Source organism: Bradyrhizobium sp. SZCCHNS1022 (assembly GCF_032484835.1).
Classification (GTDB): domain Bacteria; phylum Pseudomonadota; class Alphaproteobacteria; order Rhizobiales; family Xanthobacteraceae; genus Bradyrhizobium.
Map to the genome: position 1 here is coordinate 154,027 of NZ_JAUETT010000004.1, position 20,326 is coordinate 174,352.

Consider the following 20,326-nt stretch of genomic DNA (forward strand, 5'->3'; position numbering starts at 1 on the left):
TAGTCTGACCGGCACCATTACGATAATTGCGAGCTTCAGTTGTGCTCGCCCCACGTTCTTCGGCCTTTGACCCCAAGCGACTGTTCCGGTAGGACACTCTGACGGCCCACCGCTGCGCGAAAGGCAGACTTTGGCGGAGCCATCGAACCTGTGCAGTTAAACCGCGCTAATCGACCCAGGGAGATAGAATGCGGAGGTTTCTCGCGTTTTCCGTTATGTCTTTTTTCTTAGTTGCGCCGTCGGTCGCGTGGTCAGCCTGCACCCCGAAAACATTGGCAGGACAGTATATCTTTCTAGGAAGGGGGTTCATTGAGCCTCTTGCGCCAACCGCTCAGCGCGTACACTCGGGAGTATATGTATTTGATGGCGTCGCGGATGTGCTTGGAAAGGAGACGTCCAGCCGTCGCGGTATCGTTACCCGAGAACAGAAACTCACAGGCACTTACACTCTGAACCCGGACTGTACGGGATCGATGACTATGATCTCACTGGTCGATCCGAAGCTCCGGACGCACTACGATATTTTTGTGACGGACGACGGCAGAAAAGCGAACATGATCCGCACCGATCCGGGATCAATGGCCGTGCGCACTATTGAGCGCTAACGTCGGCTTCTGGCCCGAAACGTAAGTCCCGGAGCGGAGGGGTTATTTCCGAAGCTGGGGGTATACCGGCTGCGCTATCAGCCGACCGGCCACAGCCGCCCTTGAGCCGTAAGCCCACGTCCGTAAGGCGTTAGCCTCTCGCGGTGGGCGCGGCACGCCGCTTGTGCTTAAGATCATCACGCTCACATTCTAGCCTTCCACCACGCACGGCACGCTGAGAAACCCGCGAAACCGCACGCGGCCGCCGCGGACCGGCTCGCCGGTCAGCGTGTAGTTCGGAAACCGCTTCAGGAAGCGCGAGATTGCGATGGCGCCTTCCAGCCGCGCCAGCGCCATGCCGGCGCATTGGTGCGCGCCGGTGCCGAAAGCGAGGTGCTTGTTCGAGATGCGGGTCACATCGAAGCGTTCCGGGTCTTCGAATTGCGCGGGATCGCGGTTGGCCGCGCCGATGCACAGCGTGACGAAGGTGCCGGGCTCCAGCGTGATGCCGCCGAGCTCGACCCGCTCGGTCGTCATCCGGTTGCCGAGCTGGTTCGAGCTCTCATAGCGGAGGATTTCCTCCACCGCTGACCGGATCAGCTCGGGCGCCTGCAGCAGCCGGCGCTTCTCGGCCGGGTGCTGCAACAGCGCGACCAGCCCGTTGCCGATCAGGTTGGTGGTGGTCTCATGGCCGGCATTGAGCAGGAAGATGCAGTTGTGCAGCAATTCCTTCTCGCTGAGCCGCTCGCCATTGCCTTCGCCATGTGTCTCCCCTTGGATCAGCCGGGTCAGCACGTCGCGCTCGGGATTGCCGGGCTTGGCGCGGCGGCGCGCGACGAGATCTTCGAGATAGATCAGGAAATCCTTCACGGCCTCGTTGCCGCGTGAAAACTGCTCCGGCGACAGCACCGGCTCCAGGGCGCCGAGGATGGCGAGCGACCAGTCGCGCAACGGCCCGCGTTCCTCATGAGGGACGTCGAGCAGATTGCCGATCACCTCGACGGGAATCGCGGAGGCGAAATCGCCGATCAGTTCGAACTTGCCTTTGGCTTCGATCGCATCGAGCAGGCGGTCGACCAGCGCGATCAGCGCCGGCTCCATCTCAGCGATCGCGCGCGGCGACAGCGCGCCCATGATCAGCCGACGCACGCGCGTATGCGCCGGCGGGTCGTTGAACACGAGGCTGGTCGTATGGTGCTCGTAGAGCAGGGACGCGCCGTATTTCGGCGCGAATTCCCGCTTCTTGTCGGAGGAGAACGCCTTGGTGTTCTTGTAGGCGGTGACGAGATCGTCATAACGCGTGAGAAAATAGCTGCCGTTGCGCAGGCGTTTCACCGGCTCGTGGTCGCGCAAGGCGCGGTAGGTCGGGTAGGGGTCGGCGTAGAAACCCGGCGTCAGGTCTTGCAGGTCGAAATTGGCTGCGAGCTCGCGCGCATCGGCGGCGTTCATGGCTGCGACGATCCTCCCGGCGGTTCTTTTTGATCGGCTGCGTTCGGCCGGCCCGGCGCGCATCATGCACGATGCCAGGCGAAAGAAAGACACCGGGCGAAAGAAAAACCCAACGTGCTGGGCGTGTGCGGTTGTAAAATACCGATGGAACCTATAGGGCTTTACAATCTTGTGTTGCGAGCGGAGGCACGCATTTCCAATGGCTTAGCCGGACGTGGCTGCCGCGTTGCGGTATATTTCTTGACAACGGTAAAGTGAGTATTTACTCACACCCGATGTCGACGTTGCGAATGACTAGCGATTTGCGGCGGCAACTGATCCTTGGCGCGGCCAAGCGTTGCTTTGCCCGCTACGGTTACGCAGGCACCACGACCAAGAGCGTGGCGGCCGCGGCGGCGATCTCCGAGGCGCTGCTGTTCAAACATTTCCCGTCCAAAGCCGCACTTTACGCGGAAATCCTGGCCGAGGAGTGCGAGGCGGATCCGGATCTCGAGTTCCTGCTCGGTCAGGCGCCGTCGACGGCGACCTTGGTGAGGTTCACGGTCGCGATGGTCGGGCATTTCCTCGGGATCGCCAACCGGCCGAACGAGGAAGAAGAGCAAAGGCTGCGGCTGATGGTCACAAGCCACCTCGATGACGGCGAGTTCGCGCGCTTGCTATATGCCAAGGTCAGTGGTCTGATCGGCGGGAAGTTCGTTGCGTCGCTGGAGAGTGCCATTGCTGCCGGCGACGCCGTGCGGATGGATGCCGCGCCGCTCGATCTGTTCTGGTTCGCGCATCACACGGGCATGACCGCAGCGTTGACCCGGCTTCCAGCGACGCCCTGTCTCAATTATGAAACCGGGGCCGACAGGCTGGTGCGCCAGCTTTCCGAATTCATCCTGCGTGGTATCGGGCTTACCGATGCCGCGATTGCGTCCTATCTCGACCGCGAATTGGCACAGCCCTCCGTTCCACCGGTCACTGCAGAGAGTGCATGACATGAACATCGCGACCGAACCCAAATTGTCCGGTAAGCCGATCGACGACAAGCCCCGCAAGCGGACCCGATCCGTGCTGTGGTTCATCATCGTCGGCTCCTTGCTGGCGTTGCTGGTCGGCGGACTGGTCTGGTTCAACATGTTCCGCGCCAAGATGATCGCGCAGTTCCTGAGTGCGCCGAGGCCGCCGATCAGCATCAGCGCTGCGACCGCCAAGTCTGAGACCGTGCCGAATCTGCTGACCGCCGTCGGCGAACTGGCGGCCGTGCATCAGGTGAACGTCACCACCGATGTCAGCGGACGCATCACCGACATCATGTTCACGCCCGGCTCGCATGTGAAGCAGGGGACCCCGCTGGTGCAACTGTACGATGCGCCGGACCAGGGCGACCTCGCCAATTACAAGGCGCAGGCCACCGTCGCGCAGCTCTCGCTCGATCGCGCCAAGCAGCTGGCCTCGCGCCAGTTCGGACCGCAGGCCACGGTCGATCAGGCGCAGGCGACGTTCGATCAGGCGCAGGCGATGATCGCCAAGACGGAAGCCTTGATCGCGCAGAAGCTGGTGCGGGCCCCGTTCGACGGCGAACTCGGCGTCCGCAAGGTCGAGGTCGGGCAATATCTCAGCGCCGGCACGCAGATCGTCTCGCTGACCGACCTGTCGCAGCTCTGGGCCAACTTCACCGTCACCGAAAAGGACAGTGGACAGCTCAAGGCGGGCCAGACCGTGCGCCTGGTGGTCGATGCCTATCCGGGCAGGACCTTCGAGGGCAAGATCACGACGATCGAGCCGCAGATCGCGACCGACACCCGCAACATCCGTGTGCAGGCCACGATCGCCAATCCCGAACATATCCTCAAGCCGGGCATGTTCGTGACCGCCACGGTCGTGCTGCCGGACAAGCCGCCGGTGGTCACCGTTCCGGAGACGGCCGTGGACTATACGCTCTACGGCGACTCCGTCTTCCTCATCAGCGAGAAGAAGACCGAGGACGGCAAGACCGTGCTGACCGCCACCCGCACCTATGTGCAGACGGGCGATCGTATCGAGGGCCGTGCCGTGATCCTGAAGGGCCTCAAGGACGGCGATCAGGTCGCCGCGGTCGGCCAGAACAAGCTGCAGTCCGGTGCTGCGGTCACGATCTCGACCGATCCTCTGCCGCCGATCCCGGCGACCCCGCCGCGCTATTGAGCGTGACCTGAACGCCAGGGCAGGACGCCGGCATCCGGCGGCCATCACGACCTGAACCGCTCCTTTGAGCTAACGAGATTGCCGAGATGAGTCTCACCGATATCTTCATCAAGCGTCCGGTCCTGTCGGTCGTGGTCAGCCTGCTGATCCTGCTGATCGGGCTGAGGGCGGCGACGGTGCTGCCGATCCGGCAATATCCGAAGCTCTCGAACACGGTGGTCAATGTCACCACCGTCTATCCCGGCGCGTCCGCCGACCTGATCCAGGGCTTCATCACGACGCCGATCGAGCAGGCGGTCGCCTCCGCCGAGGGCGTCGACTACATCACGTCGAGCTCGGTGCAGGGCACCTCGACGATCCAGGTCTACGTCAAGCTGAACTTCGATCCGAACCAGGCGCTGACCGAGGTGCTGGCCAAGGTCAATTCGGTCAAATACCTGATCCCGAAGGAATCGAACGATCCGGTCGTCACCAAGACCACCGGCCAGACCACGGCCGTGATGTATATCGGCTTTTCCAGCGACGAGCTGTCGGGATCGGCGATCTCGGACTACCTCACCCGCGTGGTCCAGCCCGTGCTCTCGACCGTGGATGGCGTCGCCTCCGCCGACATCCTCGGCGGCCAGACCTTCGCGATGCGCCTATGGCTCGACCCGGTCAGGATGGCCGGTCGCAACGTGTCGCCGGCCGACGTTGCCGCCGCGATTGCCGCCAACAACTTCCAGTCGGCGGCGGGCCAGTCCAAGGGCTATCTCACCGTCTCCAATATCAACACCAATACCGGCCTGACCGACGTCAACCAGTTCAAGAAGATGATCGTGAAATCCGCGAACGGTGGCTTCGTGCGGATGGGAGACATCGCGACCGTCGAACTGGCGGCGCAAAGCACCGATGCGAGTGTCGCCTTCAGCGGCGAGCGCGCCATCTTCATCGGCGTGCAGGCGACGCCGCAAGGTAATCCCCTCAACATCGTCCGCGGCGTGCGGGCGCTGTTCCCGGACATCGAGCGCAACCTGCCGCCCTCGATGAAGATGAAGGTGGCCTACGACTCCACCAAGTTCATCCAGTCCTCGATCGACGAGGTCGAGCATACGCTCGGCGAGGCGGTTCTCATCGTCATCGTCGTGATCTTCCTGTTCCTGGCCTCGCTGCGCTCCGTCATCATTCCGGTCGTCACCATCCCGCTGTCGCTGGTCGGCGTCTGCAGCCTGATGCTGGCGCTCGGCTTCAGCATCAACCTGTTGACCCTGCTTGCGATGGTGCTCGCGATCGGCCTCGTGGTGGACGACGCCATCGTGGTGGTCGAAAACATCCACCGCCATCTGGAGGAGGGGAAGACGCCGGTGCAGGCCGCGCTGCAGGGCGCGCGCGAGATCGTCGGCCCCGTGATCTCGATGACGATCACGCTCGCCGCCGTGTACGCGCCGATCGGCTTCCTTGGCGGCCTGACGGGATCGCTGTTCCGCGAATTCGCGTTCACGCTGGCGGGCTCCGTCATCGTGTCCGGCATCATCGCGCTGACGCTGTCGCCGATGATGTGCTCGATGCTCCTGAAGAGCGCCGAGGAGGGCAGGTTCTCGCGGCTCGTCAACCGCGTGTTCGGCGCCATCACGCGCTGGTACGGCCGCAAGCTCGACCGTTCGCTGGACTATCGTCCGGTCACCGCGCTGTTCGCCGTCACGATGCTCGGTCTCGTCGGCTACCTCTATATGCACACCTCCAGGGAGCTGGCGCCCGAAGAGGATCAGGGCATCGTGTTCTCGATCACCAAGGCGCCCAAATACGCCAATATCGATTACATCAATTTCTATGGCGACAAGCTCAACAAGGCGTTCCAGCAATTCCCGGAGACCGACCTGACGTTCGTGCTGAACGGCATCAACGGCCCGCAGGGCGGCATCGCCGGCATGCTGCTGAAGCCGTGGGACGAGCGCAAGCGCTCGGCGATGCAGCTGAAATCGCTGGTGCAGGCGCAGCTGTCGAAGATCGAGGGCGTCAATGCCTTCGCCTTCAACTTGCCGGCGCTGCCGGGCGGCCCGGGCGGCCTGCCGGTGCAGATGGTGATCAACTCGACGGCCGGCTTCCAGCCGATCTATGAGCAGATGACGAAGCTGAAGGAGGCGGCGAACAAGAGCGGTCTGTTCATCGTCAGCGACAGCGACCTCGAGTTCAACCAGCCGTTGGTGCGGGTCTGGATCGACCGCAGCAAGGCAAGCGATCTCGGCATCACCATGCAGGCGCTCGGCAACACGCTCGCCGTGCTGCTCGGCGGCAACTACATCAACCGCTTCAATCTCGAAGGCCGTTCTTATCAGGTCATTCCTCAGGTGCCGCGCGACAAGCGGCTGTCGCCGGAGGCGCTCGGCAGCTACTACGTCGCGACCTCGACCGGCCAGCAGGTGCCGCTTTCGACCGTCGTCAAGATCGAGACCGCGACCGATCCGAATGCGCTGACCCATTACAACCAGCTCAATTCGGCGACGTTCTCGGCGGTGCCGATGCCCGGCGTCACCATGGGCCAGGCGGTCGACTTCCTGGAGGGCCTGGCGAAGAAGCTGCCCGCCGGCTTCAGCCACGATTACCTTGCGGACTCCCGCCAATACGTCCAGGAAGGCAACCAGCTTGCGATCACCTTCGCGTTCGCCCTCGTGATCATCTTCCTGGTGCTGGCGGCGCAGTTCGAGAGTCTGCGCGACCCGCTCGTGATCATGATCTCGGTGCCGATGGCGATCGTCGGCGCCATGATCCCGCTGTTCTTCGGCATGGCGACGATGAACATCTATTCGCAGGTCGGACTGTTGACGCTGGTCGGGCTGATCACCAAGCACGGCATTCTGATGGTGGAGTTCGCCAACGAACTGCAGCTCAATGAGGGCCTGGATCGCCGCTCCGCGATCGAGATGTCGGCTCGGATCCGGCTGCGCCCGATCCTGATGACCACGGCGGCGATGGTCACCGGCCTGATCCCGTTGTTGACGGCATCCGGCGCTGGCGCGGCGAGCCGCTTCTCGATCGGCCTCGTGGTGGTCGCCGGCATGTCGATCGGCACGCTGTTCACTCTGTTCGTGCTGCCGGCCGTCTATACGGTGCTGGCGACCAATCACCAGGCCAAGGCCAACTCGCAGCGTGCCAAGGAGATCGCGGAGTTCGACGCCGAACCTTCGCATGCGCTGAAGGCGACCTGAGCGGTCGGCGATAAAGGTTCACATCGACGGCGGCTGCCGATGGCAGCCGCCGTTTTCGTTTGGTGTGATCGCGATGGCTTCCCGAGTTCCGAATCTCACTTCGCGGCCATCCTTCGAGACGCATCGCTCCGCGATGCTCTTCAGGACGAGGTCGTGTTCGTGAAGAGATCCTTGCCCTTACAGTGAGGAGCGGGCACCGCGTCTCGAACCACGATGCCTCTGCTTCGCAGCGCCCGTCACCGCTCCCTTGGATCCAGCGCGTCGCGCAGGCCGTCGCCGACCAGGTTGAGCGAGAGCACGACCAGGAAGATTGCAAGCCCCGGCCAGACCGCCATCCACGGCGCGTTGGTGAGGAAACGCTGCGCGGCGTTGAGCATGCTGCCCCAGGACGGGTAGGGCGGCTGCTGGCCGAGGCCGAGGAAAGAGAGCGCGGCTTCGGCGATGATGGCGGCAGCAACCGACAGCGTCGCCTGCACCAGCAGCGGCGGCAGGATGTTGGGCAGTATGTGCACAAGCGCGATCCGCAGATCGGAGTCGCCGACGCTGCGCGCTGCCTCGATATACTCTTCGACCTTGACGTTCATCACCTGGCCGCGGGTCAGGCGAACGAAGATCGGCGTGGTGGAGATGCCGATCGCGATCATCGCATTGGCGAGGCTCGGGCCTAAGAAGGCGGCGAGCGCGATCGCCAGGATCAGGAACGGGCAGGCCAGCATCGCATCCGTGATCCGGCTGATCAGCGCGTCGAGCGCGCCGCCGATGTAACCCGAGAGCAGCCCCAGCGGGACGCCGATCGCGAGCGCGATGCTGACCGACACTGCGCCGGCGGAAAGCGAGGCGCGGGCGCCATAGATGACGCGCGCCAGCACGTCGCGGCCGAGATCGTCGGTGCCGAACCAGTGTTGTGCCGCCGGCGCCTTGCGGACCAGCGCCCAGCTGGTCTTGACGGGATCGTAGGGCGCGATCAGCGGGGCAAACACCGCAAGCAGGATAAACAGCGTGATGGTGATCAGGCCGACGATCGCGCCCTTGCGTTCGAGCAGCCGCCGGAGGGCGCGGCGCGCCGGGCTCTCCAGCCCGTCCTGGCTTCCCGCGGCGCCGGTGGTGATTGCGACGTCCGCCATTGTCAGCCCCTCAACCGCGGATTGACCAGGACATAGGCGAGGTCGGCCAAGAGGTTCAGCATGATGTAGACGGTCGCCGTGACCAGGACCACTCCTTGCACCACGGCATAATCGCGGTTGAACACCGCATCCACGATCAGCTTGCCGAAGCCCGGGATGGAGAAGATCTGCTCCGTGAGCACCGCGCCCGACAGCAGCGTGCCGAGCTCGAGCGCGCCCAGCGTGATCACCGGCGTCAGCGCGTTGCGCAGCGCGTGGTTCAGGATCACGCTGCTTTCGGAGATGCCCTTCGCGCGCGCGGTGCGGACATAATCGCTTTCCAGCACCTGCAGCATCGCGCTTCGGGTGTGGCGCATCAGGATGGCCGCGATCGCATTGCCCAGCACGAAGGCCGGCATGATGGTGGAGGCAAGACTCGCGCGCCAATTCTCGGTCAGCGGCACATAGCCGGACGCGGGCAGCCAGCCGAGCTTGATGGAGAACAGGAAGATCAGCATGATGCCGAGCCAGAAATTCGGTGTCGAGATGCCCCACAACGCAAACAGGTTGGCGCCATAATCCCACGCTGTGCCCTGCTTGACGGCCGAGACGATGCCGGCGGGAATTCCGATCAGGAAGGCGATCACGATCGCCATCGAGGCGAGCTGCAGCGTGACCGGCAGCTTCTGTGCGATCAGCTCGCGCACCGGCACTTTCACCCGTAGCGATTCGCCGAGGTTGCCCGTGAGCACACCCTTCACCCAATAGGCGTATTGCACCGGGATCGGCTGATCGAGCCGGTACTGCTTGCGGATCTGTTCGATGACGGCCGGATCGCGCTCCTCGCCGGCCATCACCAGCGCCGGATCGCCCGGCAGCAATTGTTGCAGCGAGAAGATCAGGATCGAGACGAAGAACAGCGTCGGCACGATCTGCAGGAGGCGGCGGAAGAGGAAGGTCAGCATGGCCGGTGCCTCGCGTGCCGCAGGCTCGAACTATGCTTGTTTTCAGGTCTAGGCCCCACCGTTCCCTCCCCCCTTGTGGGGGAGGGACAGGGAGGGGGGTAACCCAAGTGGAAGTCTCGCTTGTGGCATCCCCCACCCCAACCCTCCCCCACAAGGGGGGAGGGAGCCCTAGCAGGGTGACCGACGCCAGAATGCATGATCGTTCTCACTTTGCGGACATGCTCACTTCAGCTTCAGGCCGATCACGCGCACCAGCCCGTCAGGCATCTGCTTGTAGCCTTCGAGCTTCTTGGTGTGCGCGAACAGCAGCTTGCGGTGATAGATATAGATGATCGGCTCGTCGTTCAGGATCACCTTGGTCAGCTTCTCATAGAGCGCCTTGCGCTGCGCAGGATCGGTGACGGCGCGAGCATCTTCCATCAGCTTGTCGGCCGCTGCGCTGGAATAGCCGCCGTCGTTCTGCGGCGCGCCTGTGTGCAGGAAGACGTAGGAGTTGCCGTCGGGATCGATCCGGCCGCTCCAGTTGATCTGGAAGATCTGGAATTCGCCGGCCTGCGCCTGCTTGAAAGAGGTTGCGAACTCGATGACGCGGATCTTGATGTCGAAGCCGGCTTCGGCGGCCATCGACTGCACGACCTGTGCCACGGCCTCGTTCTCGGCCCCCTTCTGCACCATGTAGTCCACCGAGACGGGCAGGGCGACACCCGCCTCCTTCAGCAGCGCCTTGGCCTTTTCGACATCACGTGGGCGGATCGGGAAGGCCTGCTGATAGAACGGATGCGTCGGCGGCACCCATTGATTGCCCGGTGTGAACTCGCCGTTGAACACGACCTGATTCAGCGCCTCGCGATCGATCGCAAGGTCGAGCGCCTGGCGCACCTTCTCCGACTGGCTCAGTCCCCCTTTCGCCTTGTCCTTGCTGACGTTGATGGTGAGGCCATAGTAGCCGAGCTCCGAGGCGGTCGAGAGCACGAGGTTGGGATCGGCGCGCACGTCCTTGATGTCGGTTGCGAGCACGCGCTCGATCAGGTCGAGGCCGCCGGATTTCAAATTGGCGAGCCGCACCGTGGCGTCGACGATCGGCTGGAACACGATTCTGTCGATGAAGACATTGTTCTTGTTCCAATAGTCGGCGAACCTCTCGAACACCATGCGGTCCTGCTGCACGCGTTCGACGAATTTGTAGGGACCTGCGCAGACGGGATGCAGGCCGAATTTGTCGCCTTCCTCCTTCGCGGCTTTGGGCGAGACCATCATGCCGGCACGGTCGGTGAGCTGGGAGATCAGCGGGGCGAAGGGCGCCTTTAGAACGAGCTTGATGGTGAGGGGATCGACGACCTCGACATGATCGACGCTTGCAAGTTCCGATTTTCGGAACGAGCCCTGCATGTTCATGTGGCGTTCGATCGAGAACTTCGCGGCCTCTGCGTCGAGCGGCTCGCCGTCGTGGAATTTGACGCCTGGACGGAGCTTGATCGTGACAGCCTTGCCGTCGGCGGAAGTCTCGTGGGAGAGCGCGAGCTGCGGGACGATGTTCAGCTTCTCATCGATATCGAACAGCTTGTCGCAGAAGGCTGAGAACACGATGCGGCCGACATAGGTGCGGCCGAGCGACGGGTCGAGCATGTCGGGATCTTCGGCGAGCCCGATGCGCAAGGTGGTCTCGGCCTGCGCTGCGACAGCGAAGGACACTATGAACGCGGCCGCTGCAGCGGCCAGGCGAACATTTCTCATCGTACTCACTCCATGCTCGAGCTTCCGCCGGCCGTATTGCAACGGGGCCGTTGCAGCCGCGCTATTGCAGCGGCGGCGCGATTGCAGCAGCGCTATTGCACCATTCGTACCAACACCGGATGCGAACCATCCTTCCGTACGGTCGACCGCGGCGATCGGTTTGTCCAGTGGTGGCGATCAGCTCCCGCTCGGGCAAATGAGCGCATCCGCGGCAAGCCGTTCCGCATTGCGAGACCGGCGCGCCGCCCCAAGAGCCGTCTCAAGAGTTGCGTGATCCATGCGGTATCAATGTGCGCTGGACACTTCGAAGCGAACGAGCGGCGCGACGCCGACTGCCGGAGAAGGTGCGTGTACAGCGCGCCGAAATCTGTCGAGTAGCAAAACGCAGCTGTGGTTTGCCTGCGGCATGTGCACGGTGTGATCGACCGCGCGGCATCGCGAAAGCACTTCAATGCTTGATCATCGTCGCCGTACGACCGGTTCTTGAGGCTCGATCGACTTTGCTCAGGGCTGGTTCGCCACGATGGCTGAGATTCCGGCCTCTATGACGGCCCGATCAGTGACGCCGGCGGGGTTGGCGCGCGTGGGCAGGAACTCGCGGAACTTCGTCCAGTGCGCCCGGCTCACCTGCTCGAGACGTTCGAGCTCGGCGAGCGGATCGGGGTGGTCGTCAACCCTGAGGTCAAGGATCGACCATTCCTCTTCGCCATAGATCGACAGAGCGGCCGATTGCTTGCCGCGCTTGTCGCCGCCGGCCGCTTCGCCCGCCCGCAAGGCAGCGATCAGCCGTGGCGCGAAGGGCAGGGCCGCATTGGTCAGATAGGCGCTTGCAGTCTCCTTCAGCACCTCTGCGCCGGCAAGCATATTGCCCGCGATCGAAAAATCCTCGCCTTCGAGATGCCCGCACCAGGGGATGCAAGCCTTGCCCGTATGCGCAGCTATCCGCCCCGCGTGATCGAGGATGTGTAGTTGCCGGCTGTCGCGGCCGGGATCGGCCGATGTGAGGATCTGGATGATCTCTTGCGGGGACCTGCCTTCGCGCAGCAGCTTTGCGCCGTCGATGCCGTAATAGGGATTGACCAGCGCTTGGGTCGCGATGCCCCCGCGGCCGGCGACGATGAAGGGGACGCGAGCGCCGACGGCGAAGAAGCGCGTGGCGACGGCGATCCCGATCTGGCCGGTGGAGCGGTCCTTGGCGATGATCGACCAGGTCATGCAGGGCGACCTATCGTCCGGCTGCGTAGCCTTGCATGCCGCGCGGATTGGCGGCAGCGCGGCGGCGACAGCCGATCTTGGAGGCTGCGGTCAGGCGGCCTTCGGACCAGTCCGGTCCGATCTCGACGATGTGGCCGCGGCGGCGGAGCTCCTCGACCGTGGCCTTCGGCACCCGGTTTTCGAGCACCAGCACGCCGGGGCGCGCGGTGCGCGGCCAGAACGAGATCGGGAAATGCTCGGAGTGCCAGGCCGGCGCGTCGATCGACTCCTGCAGATTCATCTTTGCGTGGACGTGGCGCAGGAAGAACTGCGTGTTCCACTGGTCTTGCTGGTCGCCGCCAGGCGATCCCCAGGCCAGATACGGCTCCCCGTCGCGCAACGCCATGGTCGGCGACAGTGTGGTGCGCGGACGCTTGCCCGGCACCAGCGCCGCTGGATGGTTTTTTTCCAGCCAGAACATCTGCGCCCGTGTCCCCAAGCAGAAGCCGAGCTCGGGAATGACGGGGGACGACTGCAACCACCCGCCCGAGGGCGTGGCCGAGATCATGTTGCCGTCGCGGTCGATAATGTCGAAATGCACGGTGTCACCGCGCACCTCACCGAAGCGGCCGACGGTCGGCTCGCCGGTGCCCATGGCACCGACCGCCTCGCGTGCGCCCTCGGCATGGCGCAGCTTGACCAGCGCGCCAAAACCTTCGACCGAGCCGGGCCGCAGTTCGAGCGAGGCCTTGTCCGAAATCAACTTGCGGCGTTCGTCGTTGTAGGTGTCGGACAGCAGCGTCGCGATCGGGATTTCGGTGAAATTGGGATCGCCATAGAACGCCTCGCGGTCGGCGTAGGCGAGCTTGGCGGCTTCGATCTGCAAATGGATGAAGTCGGGTCCGGTCGGATCGAGCCCGTCGAGCGAAAAGCCTTTCAACAGCGCGAGCTGCTGCAGCAGCACCGGTCCCTGGCTCCAGACGCCGGCCTTGCAGACGGTGTAGCGGCCGTACTCATAAGTGAGCGGCTCCTCAACGGTCGGCTGCCAGCGCGCCATGTCGTCGCCGGACAGCACGCCGCGATGCCGCGAACCCGAGACGTCCATGATCTCCTGCGACCGGCAGAAGCGATCGATGGCTTCGGCGACGAAGCCCTGCGACCACGTCGTTCGCGCGCGTTCGATCTGCGCTTCGCGATTTTCGCCCGCACTTTCTGCCTCCTGCAGGATGCGCGCATAGGTCGCCGCCAACTGCGGGTTGGTGAACAGCGTCCCGGGTTTCGGGACATCGTTGTTGGGCAGATAGACCGCCGCCGACGTCGGCCAGTGTGCGCGGAACAACTCCTCCACGGTCCGGATCGTCGCCGAGATGCGTTCGACCAGCGGATAGCCGTCGCGCGCATAAGCGATTGCAGGCTCCAGCACGTCGCGCAGCCGCATCGTGCCGTAGTCGCGCAGCAGCAGCATCCAGGACTCGAACGTGCCGGGCACGCAGGCCGCGAGAAGCCCGGTGCCGGGCACCATATCGAGACCCTCGCTCCGGTAATGCGCGATGGTGGCGCGTGCGGGCGCGGGCCCCTGGCCGCAGATCACTTCGGTCCGGCCGCGCCTCGCATCATGCAGGATGATCGGCACGTCGCCGCCGGGGCCGTTGAGATGCGGCTCGACCACTTGAAGCGTGAAAGCCGCCGCGACGCCCGCATCGAAGGCGTTGCCGCCTTTCTCCAGCATGGCCATGCCGACCGCAGTCGCGAGCCAGTGCGTGGAGGTCACGACGCCGAATGTGCCCTCGATCTCGGGGCGGGTGGTGAAGGGATCGGGATTGATGAAGCTCATGTGCATTCCATCTGGCAGCGCGGCGGTGACGCGTGGAGTTGATCATGGCTCCGCTGGCATGCCAACCACCGCGGCCACAGACCTCGTGTGCATTTGGGTGATTACGCCGGCACGGCCGTCGCTGCGGTCTGATTGACGGCATGGCAGGCCACCCCGTCGATCAGAGCCGGCGCCTCAAGACGGCAGCGGTCGAACGCCAGCGGGCAGCGCGGATTGAAGCTGCAGCCGGGCGGCGGATTGATCGGGTTCGGAATCTCGCCCTTGACCGGAATGCGCTGGCGACCGGACATCGAGAGGTCCGGCACCGCACCCAGCAGCATCTTGGTGTAGGGCATGCGCGGATTGCTGAACAGCGCGCGTCCTTCCGCGATCTCGACGATGCGGCCGAGATACATCACGCCGATGCGGCTCGCCATGTGGCGCACGACCGCGAGGTTGTGGCTGATGAAGAGGTAGGTGAGGCCGAGCCGGTCCTGCAGGTCGCGCATCAGATTGAGGATCTGCGCCTGCACCGACACGTCGAGCGCGGAGGTCGGCTCGTCGCACACGATGAACTCGGCCTCGGAGGCGAGCGCGCGTGCGATCGCGATGCGCTGGCGCTGGCCGCCGGAAAACTCATGCGGGAATTTCTGACCATCGTCGGGATGCAGGCCGACCAGGGTCAACAATTCGCCGACACGATCCTTGATCTGTCGCTCACCGTCGATCACACTGAACGCGCGGATCGGCTCGGCGATGATGGCCTGGACGCGGAAACGCGAATTGAGGCTCGCATAGGGGTCCTGAAACACCATTTGAATGCGGCGGCGCAGTTTCCGGCGCACCAGAGCCTGGCGTGGATCGGTCATCGACACGCCGTCGATGATGACCTCGCCCGACGTCGGCGGCAGCAGGCCGACCACCATCCGCGCCACCGTCGTCTTGCCCGAGCCGGATTCGCCGACGAGGGCGAAAGTCTCGCCGCGTCTGATGTTGAAGCTGACGCCATCGACAGCCTTCAGGAATTCCTGCTGCCCGCCCTCGAGCACGCGGTTGAGCCAGGGCTTCGACACGTCGAAGACCTGGCGCAGATTCCTGACCTCGACGAAATCAGTCATGCTGCGCTCTCCGTGGCCCGATCATAGAGGTGGCAGGCGACGGCCTGGGCTCCCTGGCGCAGCGGTTCAGGCCGCTCGATCCGGCAGCGATCGAACGCAAAGTCGCAGCGCGGATTGAAGGCGCAGCCGGCCGGTATGGCGGAGAGCCGTGGCATCGAACCTGGGATCTGCACCAGCCGTTTGTCCTCGCCTGCGAGCGTCGGGATCGCGCCCATCAAACCCTTGGCGTAAGGATGCAGCGGATTCTTGATCACCTCCTGCACCGGGCCGATCTCGGCAATGCGGCCGGCATACATGACGGCGACGCGGTCGCAGGTCTCGGCGATCACGCCCATGTCGTGCGTCACCAGCATCACCGCCGTGCCATGATCGCGGCCGAGCCGCTTGATCAGCGCGATGATCTGCGCCTGCACCGAGACGTCGAGCGCGGTGGTCGGCTCGTCTGCGATGATCAGTTCGGGCTCGGCGCAGAGCGCGAGCGCAATGACGACGCGCTGGCGCATGCCGCCGGAGAATTCGTGCGGATAGCCGTCGATGCGCTTCTCCGGCGCGGGAATGCCGACTTCGGCCAGCAGATCGATCGCGCGCCGGCGGGCCTGCTGGTCGGTGAGACTGGTATGGGTCTTGATGGTTTCGACGATCTGATCGCCGATCCGGTAGAGCGGGTTCAGCGAGGTCAGCGGATCCTGGAAGATCATGCCGATCCGCTTTCCGCGCACCTGGCGCATCGCTTCCGCCTCGAGATTGTCGATCCGCAAGCCGGACAAATAGATTTCGCCGCCGGCGATGCGGCCGGGCCGGTCGATCAGGCCGATCACGGCCAGCCCGGTGACGGATTTGCCGGCGCCGGATTCGCCGACCACCCCGAGCACCTCGCCCTTGGCGATGTCGAAAGAGATGCCGTCGATCGCGTGCAGGATGCCGCGGCGACTGGCGAACTCGACCTGCAGATTGCGCACGGACAGAACGGGGACAGACATCAACTGATACCTTCAGATCGCGACGGGCGGTTCACCGCAGCTTCGGATTGAGTGCGTCGCGCAGCCAGTCGCCGAGCAGGTTGATCGCAAGAATGAGCAGAGCCAGCGTCAGGCCCGGGAACGCCACGATCCACCACTCGCCGGCAAACAGATAATTGTTGCCGATACGGATCAGGGTGCCGAGCGAGGGCATGGTTTCGGGCATGCCGGAGCCGAGAAAGGACAGCGTCGCCTCGGTGATGATGGCGAGCGCGAGGTTGATGGTCGCAATCACCAGCACCGGCCCGGTGGTGTTGGGCAGCACATGGCGCAGCAGGATCACTGGCGCCGGCAGGCCGATCAGCTGTGCTGCCGCGACGTAGTCCTTGTTCTTCTCGATCATGACCGAGCCGCGCACCGTGCGCGCATATTGCACCCAGAAGCTCAAGCCGATCGCGATCACCAGCACGGCGAGCATGCTCGCGGAATCGAGGCGGTCGCCGAACACGGACTTGACGACGCCGTTGACCAGAAGCGCGATCAGGATCGCGGGGAAGGTCAGCTGCACGTCGGCAATGCGCATGATGATGGTGTCGACCACGCCGCCGAAATAGCCGGCGACCAACCCGAGCCCGACGCCCAGCACTCCCGACAGCACGACGCCGAGCACGCCGACGACGAGCGATATCCGCAAGCCATAAAGGATCGCCGACAGCACGTCGCGGCCCTGCTCGTCGGTGCCGAGCAGGAACGGGCTCTGGCCGTCGGCAGTCCACAGCGGGGCAATGCGCGAGTTCATCAGCTGCAGTTGCGCCGGATCGAACGGATTTTGCACCGCGAGCAGGGGAGCGAAGACCGCCAGCAGGAACAGCGCAAGCGTCACGATGGCTGCCACCATCGTGAGCTTCGAGCGACGGAAGGAATAAAGCAGGTCGCTCGCGAGCGCGCGCTTCAGCCAGCTGTCGGAGCCGCCCGGGGCCGGCGCGCTTGCCTCGGCGTTGTGGGGGACGACGGTGTCGCTCATGACGAGGCCGGCCGGCTGATGGTCGCGCGCAGGCGCGGATCGACCACGGTGTAGAGGATATCGACGATCAGGTTGATGGTGACGAACATCAAGGAAACCATGACGAGGTAGGCGGCCATGATCGGGATGTCGACATTCTGCACCGCCTGGACGAATAGCAGGCCCATTCCCGGCCACTGGAACACCGTTTCGGTGATGATTGAGAAGGCAATAACCGAGCCAAATTGCAGGCCCACCACGGTGATGACGGGAACCAGCGTGTTGCGCAGCGCATGCCCGAAATGGATCGCGCGCGTGGTCAGCCCGCGGGCACGTGCGAAGCGGATGTAGTCGGTGCGCAGCACTTCCAGCATTTCAGCCCGCACCAGCCGCATGATCAGCGTCATCTGGAACAGCGCGAGCGTCACCGAAGGCATGATCAGGGCTTTCAGCCCGGAGGTGGTGAGAAGGCCGGTGCTCCACCAGCCGAGCTTCACCGTGTCGCCGCGGCCGAATGATGGCAGCCAGCCGAGCGTCACCGAGAACAGGTAGATCAGCAGAATCCCGATCAGGAAAGTCGGCAGCGAAATGCCGATCAACGAGACCGCCTGCAGAAGCTTCGCCGAGAGCGAGTCGCGCCGCAGCGCGGAATAGACGCCCATCAGGATGCCAAAGACCAGGGCGAGGATCGTGGCGCAGATCGCAAGCTCCAGCGTGGCGGGCATCCGCTCCTTGAGGAGGTCGGCCACCGGCTGGCGGAACTGATAAGACACGCCGAAATTGAATTGCGCTGCATTGATCAGGTAGTGCGCGAACTGCACGATTACGGGATCATCGAGACCGAGCGATTTGCGGATGTTGGCGCGCTCGGCCGCGGATGTATCCAGCGCCACGATCTGGCTGACGGGATCGCCGGCGAAGCGGAACATCGCGAAGGCGATCACACCGACCACAATCATGACGCCGATGGCCTGGATGACCCGGCGAAGCGTGAAGGCGAGCATCTTGTCTCTAACTTCCTCCAGAAAGCGCGGCGGGTAGCATCGCGCGCCGCAAATGAAAAGCCCCGAAAGCGACACAAGCTTCCGGGGCTCTGAGGCTTGCCGCTTATTCGGACTTGGTGGCCAAGTACAGCAGCACCATGTTGTCCGCGCGCAGCGGAATCTTCACTTTTTTCGAGACACCCCAGGCGACCGCCTGCTGGTGCAGCGGGATGTAGCCGTAATCCTTGATGCCGATCTGAAACGCCTGCTTGATCAGTTGATCGCGCTTGGCGGTGTCAGTCTCGACCAGGATCTTGTCCGTCAGGGCGTCGAGGTCCTTGTTGCAGTAATTGCCGAGATTGGCCTCGCCGCGGGTCGGGTCCTTGGCGTCGTCGCGGCAGCCCATGATGTCATGCAGCACGTTGTGCGAGTCCATCGAGGAGGGGGTCCAGCCCAGAAGGAAGAACGACGTGTTGTAGCCGCCGGGCTTCAGGACCTTGGCGAAATACTGCGCCTTGGGCTGGGCCAGCAGGTTCACCTTGACGCCGATGCGGGCGAGCATGCCGACCACGGCCTGGCAGATCGCGGCGTCGTTGACGTAGCGATCGTTCGGGCAATCCAGCGTGACTTCGAAGCCGTCGGGATAGCCGGCTTCGGTCAAGAGCTTCTTCGCGGCGTCAGGATCGGCCTTCTCCCGGGTGAAGTCTTTCGACAGGTCGAACAGCTGCGGCGCGATCATCAGCGCCGTCGGCGTCGACATGCCGCGCATGACGCGGGTCTTGATCAGGTCGACGTCGATCGCCTTGTAGAAGGCCTCGCGGACGCGGACGTCCTTGAACGGGTTCTTGCCCTTGACGTTGGAGAACAGGAGCTCGTCCCTGCTCTCGTCCATGCCGAGGAAGATGGTGCGCAGCTCCGGACCGGTCAGCACCGTGGCCGTGCCGCTCGAATTGACCCGCTGGATGTCCTGCACCGGCACCGGCTCGATGATGTCGACCTCGCCGGAGAGCAGCGCCGCTACGCGCGTCGCATCGGAGGCGATGGTCGTGAACACGATCTCCTTCAGATTGTGCTCGGGCTTGCCCCACCAGTTCGGGTTCGCCTTGAACACGGTCTTGACGCCGGGTTGGTGGCTTTCGACCATGAACGGGCCGGTGCCGTTCTCATGCAGCGAGGCATAGCTCGGCGTTGTCGCCGAGACCGGCGTCGGCGCGACCGAGTTGTTCTCCTCGCACCACTTCTTGTCCATGATGTACCAGGTATCCCATTGCGAGATCAGAATGGGATTGGGCGTAGCCAGCTTCACGTCCACCGTGTAGTCGTCGACCTTGATGAACTTCGCATCGGGCGGGACGTTGGACAGGAAGTTCGAGCCGTTGGCGCGGACGCGTTCGGCCGAGAAGATCACATCGTCTGCGGTGAAGGGATCGCCGTTGTGAAACTTGACGCCCTTGCGCAGGTGGAAGCGCCAGCGGGTCGGCTCCGGCGTTTCCCAGCTTTCGGCCAGTCCCGGAACGATCTTGAGATCCTTGTCGCGCGCCGTGAGGCCTTCATAGATATGGGCGTGGTGCGCGATCGTGGTCGATTCCTTGAAGGAATAGGGGTCGAGCGATTTCAAGGTCCCCTGGTTGGCATAGCGCAAGCTCTGGCTCGATGCCGGCCCCGTCACGAAGGCGAGGAGCGCGAGGGTGAGCGCTGAGATAAGCGAGTGGCGTATCGCCATATGTTCAAATTCTCCGCTTTAAGCCGCTAGTCTTTTCGGCAGTCTGATGAGCTGGCGCCCATTCGTGTTTGACCTGATGATCGTCGCAACGCGTCCCGAGTGGACTTCGGAAGGCAACAGGCAGCGCGCGCACTTGAGATGCCGCAAGATGCCGGTCGCTTGCAAGACTGGTGCCGGGCCAAAGCGGCCGTTTCAGGTGCAAGGCGTTTGCCAGCAGTTCAGGCCGGACGTCCTCCGACGGCCGGCATGTTGCAGAGTTCTCCTGCCGCGGACAAGCCCGCCCCGATTACCCATTGGGGTATGGTTAGCCGCCGCCCCCGACATCGCAGTGCACCAGGGTGGAT

At 63.8% G+C, this 20,326-nt stretch carries 15 protein-coding genes; 4 read left to right on the plus strand and 11 right to left on the minus strand.

Annotation, left to right across the window (positions count from 1 at the left end; genetic code table 11):
• Positions 1-479: 479 nt before the first annotated feature.
• On the plus strand, positions 480-605 hold the full coding sequence (locus QX071_RS23610; protein ID WP_315706310.1) for a hypothetical protein: 126 nt from the start codon (positions 480-482) through the stop codon (positions 603-605).
• Between the two features lie 189 nt (positions 606-794).
• On the opposite strand, the gene QX071_RS23615 is transcribed toward QX071_RS23610, so the two are convergent.
• A complete protein-coding gene (locus QX071_RS23615) occupies positions 795-2,033 on the minus strand; it encodes a cytochrome P450 (protein WP_315706309.1) in 1,239 nt (412 codons plus the stop codon).
• A 290-nt stretch (positions 2,034-2,323) separates the two neighbouring features.
• Here QX071_RS23615 and QX071_RS23620 point away from each other — a divergent pair, with 290 nt between their 5' ends.
• From QX071_RS23620 to QX071_RS23630, 3 genes are all read left to right on the plus strand, one after another.
• Complete coding sequence (locus QX071_RS23620; RefSeq protein ID WP_315706308.1) at positions 2,324-3,013, plus strand: helix-turn-helix domain-containing protein; 690 nt, start codon at positions 2,324-2,326, stop codon at positions 3,011-3,013.
• 1 nt (position 3,014) lies between these two features.
• Positions 3,015-4,202: an efflux RND transporter periplasmic adaptor subunit gene (locus tag QX071_RS23625; RefSeq protein WP_315706307.1), complete on the plus strand. Its 1,188-nt coding sequence runs from the start codon at positions 3,015-3,017 to the stop codon at positions 4,200-4,202.
• A gap of 86 nt (positions 4,203-4,288) precedes the next feature.
• Positions 4,289-7,387 (plus strand): MexW/MexI family multidrug efflux RND transporter permease subunit, encoded by a 3,099-nt coding sequence (locus QX071_RS23630; RefSeq protein WP_315706306.1) that lies wholly within the window; start codon positions 4,289-4,291, stop codon positions 7,385-7,387.
• A 236-nt stretch (positions 7,388-7,623) separates the two neighbouring features.
• On the opposite strand, the gene QX071_RS23635 is transcribed toward QX071_RS23630, so the two are convergent.
• The 10 genes from QX071_RS23635 to QX071_RS23680 all read right to left on the minus strand — a co-directional run bounded on the left by QX071_RS23635 (position 7,624) and on the right by QX071_RS23680 (position 19,982).
• Positions 7,624-8,511 (minus strand): ABC transporter permease, encoded by an 888-nt coding sequence (locus QX071_RS23635; RefSeq protein WP_315706305.1) that lies wholly within the window; start codon positions 8,509-8,511, stop codon positions 7,624-7,626.
• A 2-nt stretch (positions 8,512-8,513) separates the two neighbouring features.
• Positions 8,514-9,455 carry an ABC transporter permease gene (locus QX071_RS23640; RefSeq protein WP_315706304.1) on the minus strand — a complete coding sequence of 314 codons (942 nt, stop codon included), beginning with the start codon at positions 9,453-9,455 and terminating at the stop codon, positions 8,514-8,516.
• A gap of 222 nt (positions 9,456-9,677) precedes the next feature.
• A complete protein-coding gene (locus QX071_RS23645) occupies positions 9,678-11,189 on the minus strand; it encodes an ABC transporter substrate-binding protein (RefSeq protein ID WP_315706303.1) in 1,512 nt (503 codons plus the stop codon).
• 504 nt (positions 11,190-11,693) lie between these two features.
• Positions 11,694-12,404 (minus strand): DUF1028 domain-containing protein, encoded by a 711-nt coding sequence (locus tag QX071_RS23650; protein WP_315706302.1) that lies wholly within the window; start codon positions 12,402-12,404, stop codon positions 11,694-11,696.
• Between the two features lie 10 nt (positions 12,405-12,414).
• The gene (locus QX071_RS23655; RefSeq protein ID WP_315706301.1) at positions 12,415-14,217 is read right to left on the minus strand and encodes a gamma-glutamyltransferase family protein; all 1,803 of its coding nucleotides are present in this window, start codon (positions 14,215-14,217) and stop codon (positions 12,415-12,417) included.
• 101 nt (positions 14,218-14,318) lie between these two features.
• On the minus strand, positions 14,319-15,314 hold the full coding sequence (locus tag QX071_RS23660) for an oligopeptide/dipeptide ABC transporter ATP-binding protein (RefSeq protein WP_315706300.1): 996 nt from the start codon (positions 15,312-15,314) through the stop codon (positions 14,319-14,321).
• A complete protein-coding gene (locus tag QX071_RS23665) occupies positions 15,311-16,294 on the minus strand; it encodes an ABC transporter ATP-binding protein (protein WP_315706299.1) in 984 nt (327 codons plus the stop codon). The genes QX071_RS23660 and QX071_RS23665 overlap by 4 nt, the downstream gene beginning before the upstream one ends.
• 31 nt (positions 16,295-16,325) lie before the next feature.
• Complete coding sequence (locus tag QX071_RS23670; protein WP_315706298.1) at positions 16,326-17,297, minus strand: ABC transporter permease; 972 nt, start codon at positions 17,295-17,297, stop codon at positions 16,326-16,328.
• Positions 17,294-18,280, minus strand: a complete 987-nt coding sequence (locus tag QX071_RS23675) for an ABC transporter permease (protein ID WP_315706297.1) — start codon at positions 18,278-18,280, stop codon at positions 17,294-17,296. The genes QX071_RS23670 and QX071_RS23675 overlap by 4 nt, the downstream gene beginning before the upstream one ends.
• 103 nt (positions 18,281-18,383) lie before the next feature.
• Positions 18,384-19,982, minus strand: a complete 1,599-nt coding sequence (locus QX071_RS23680; protein WP_315706296.1) for an ABC transporter substrate-binding protein — start codon at positions 19,980-19,982, stop codon at positions 18,384-18,386.
• Between the last annotated feature and the right edge of the window lie 344 nt (positions 19,983-20,326).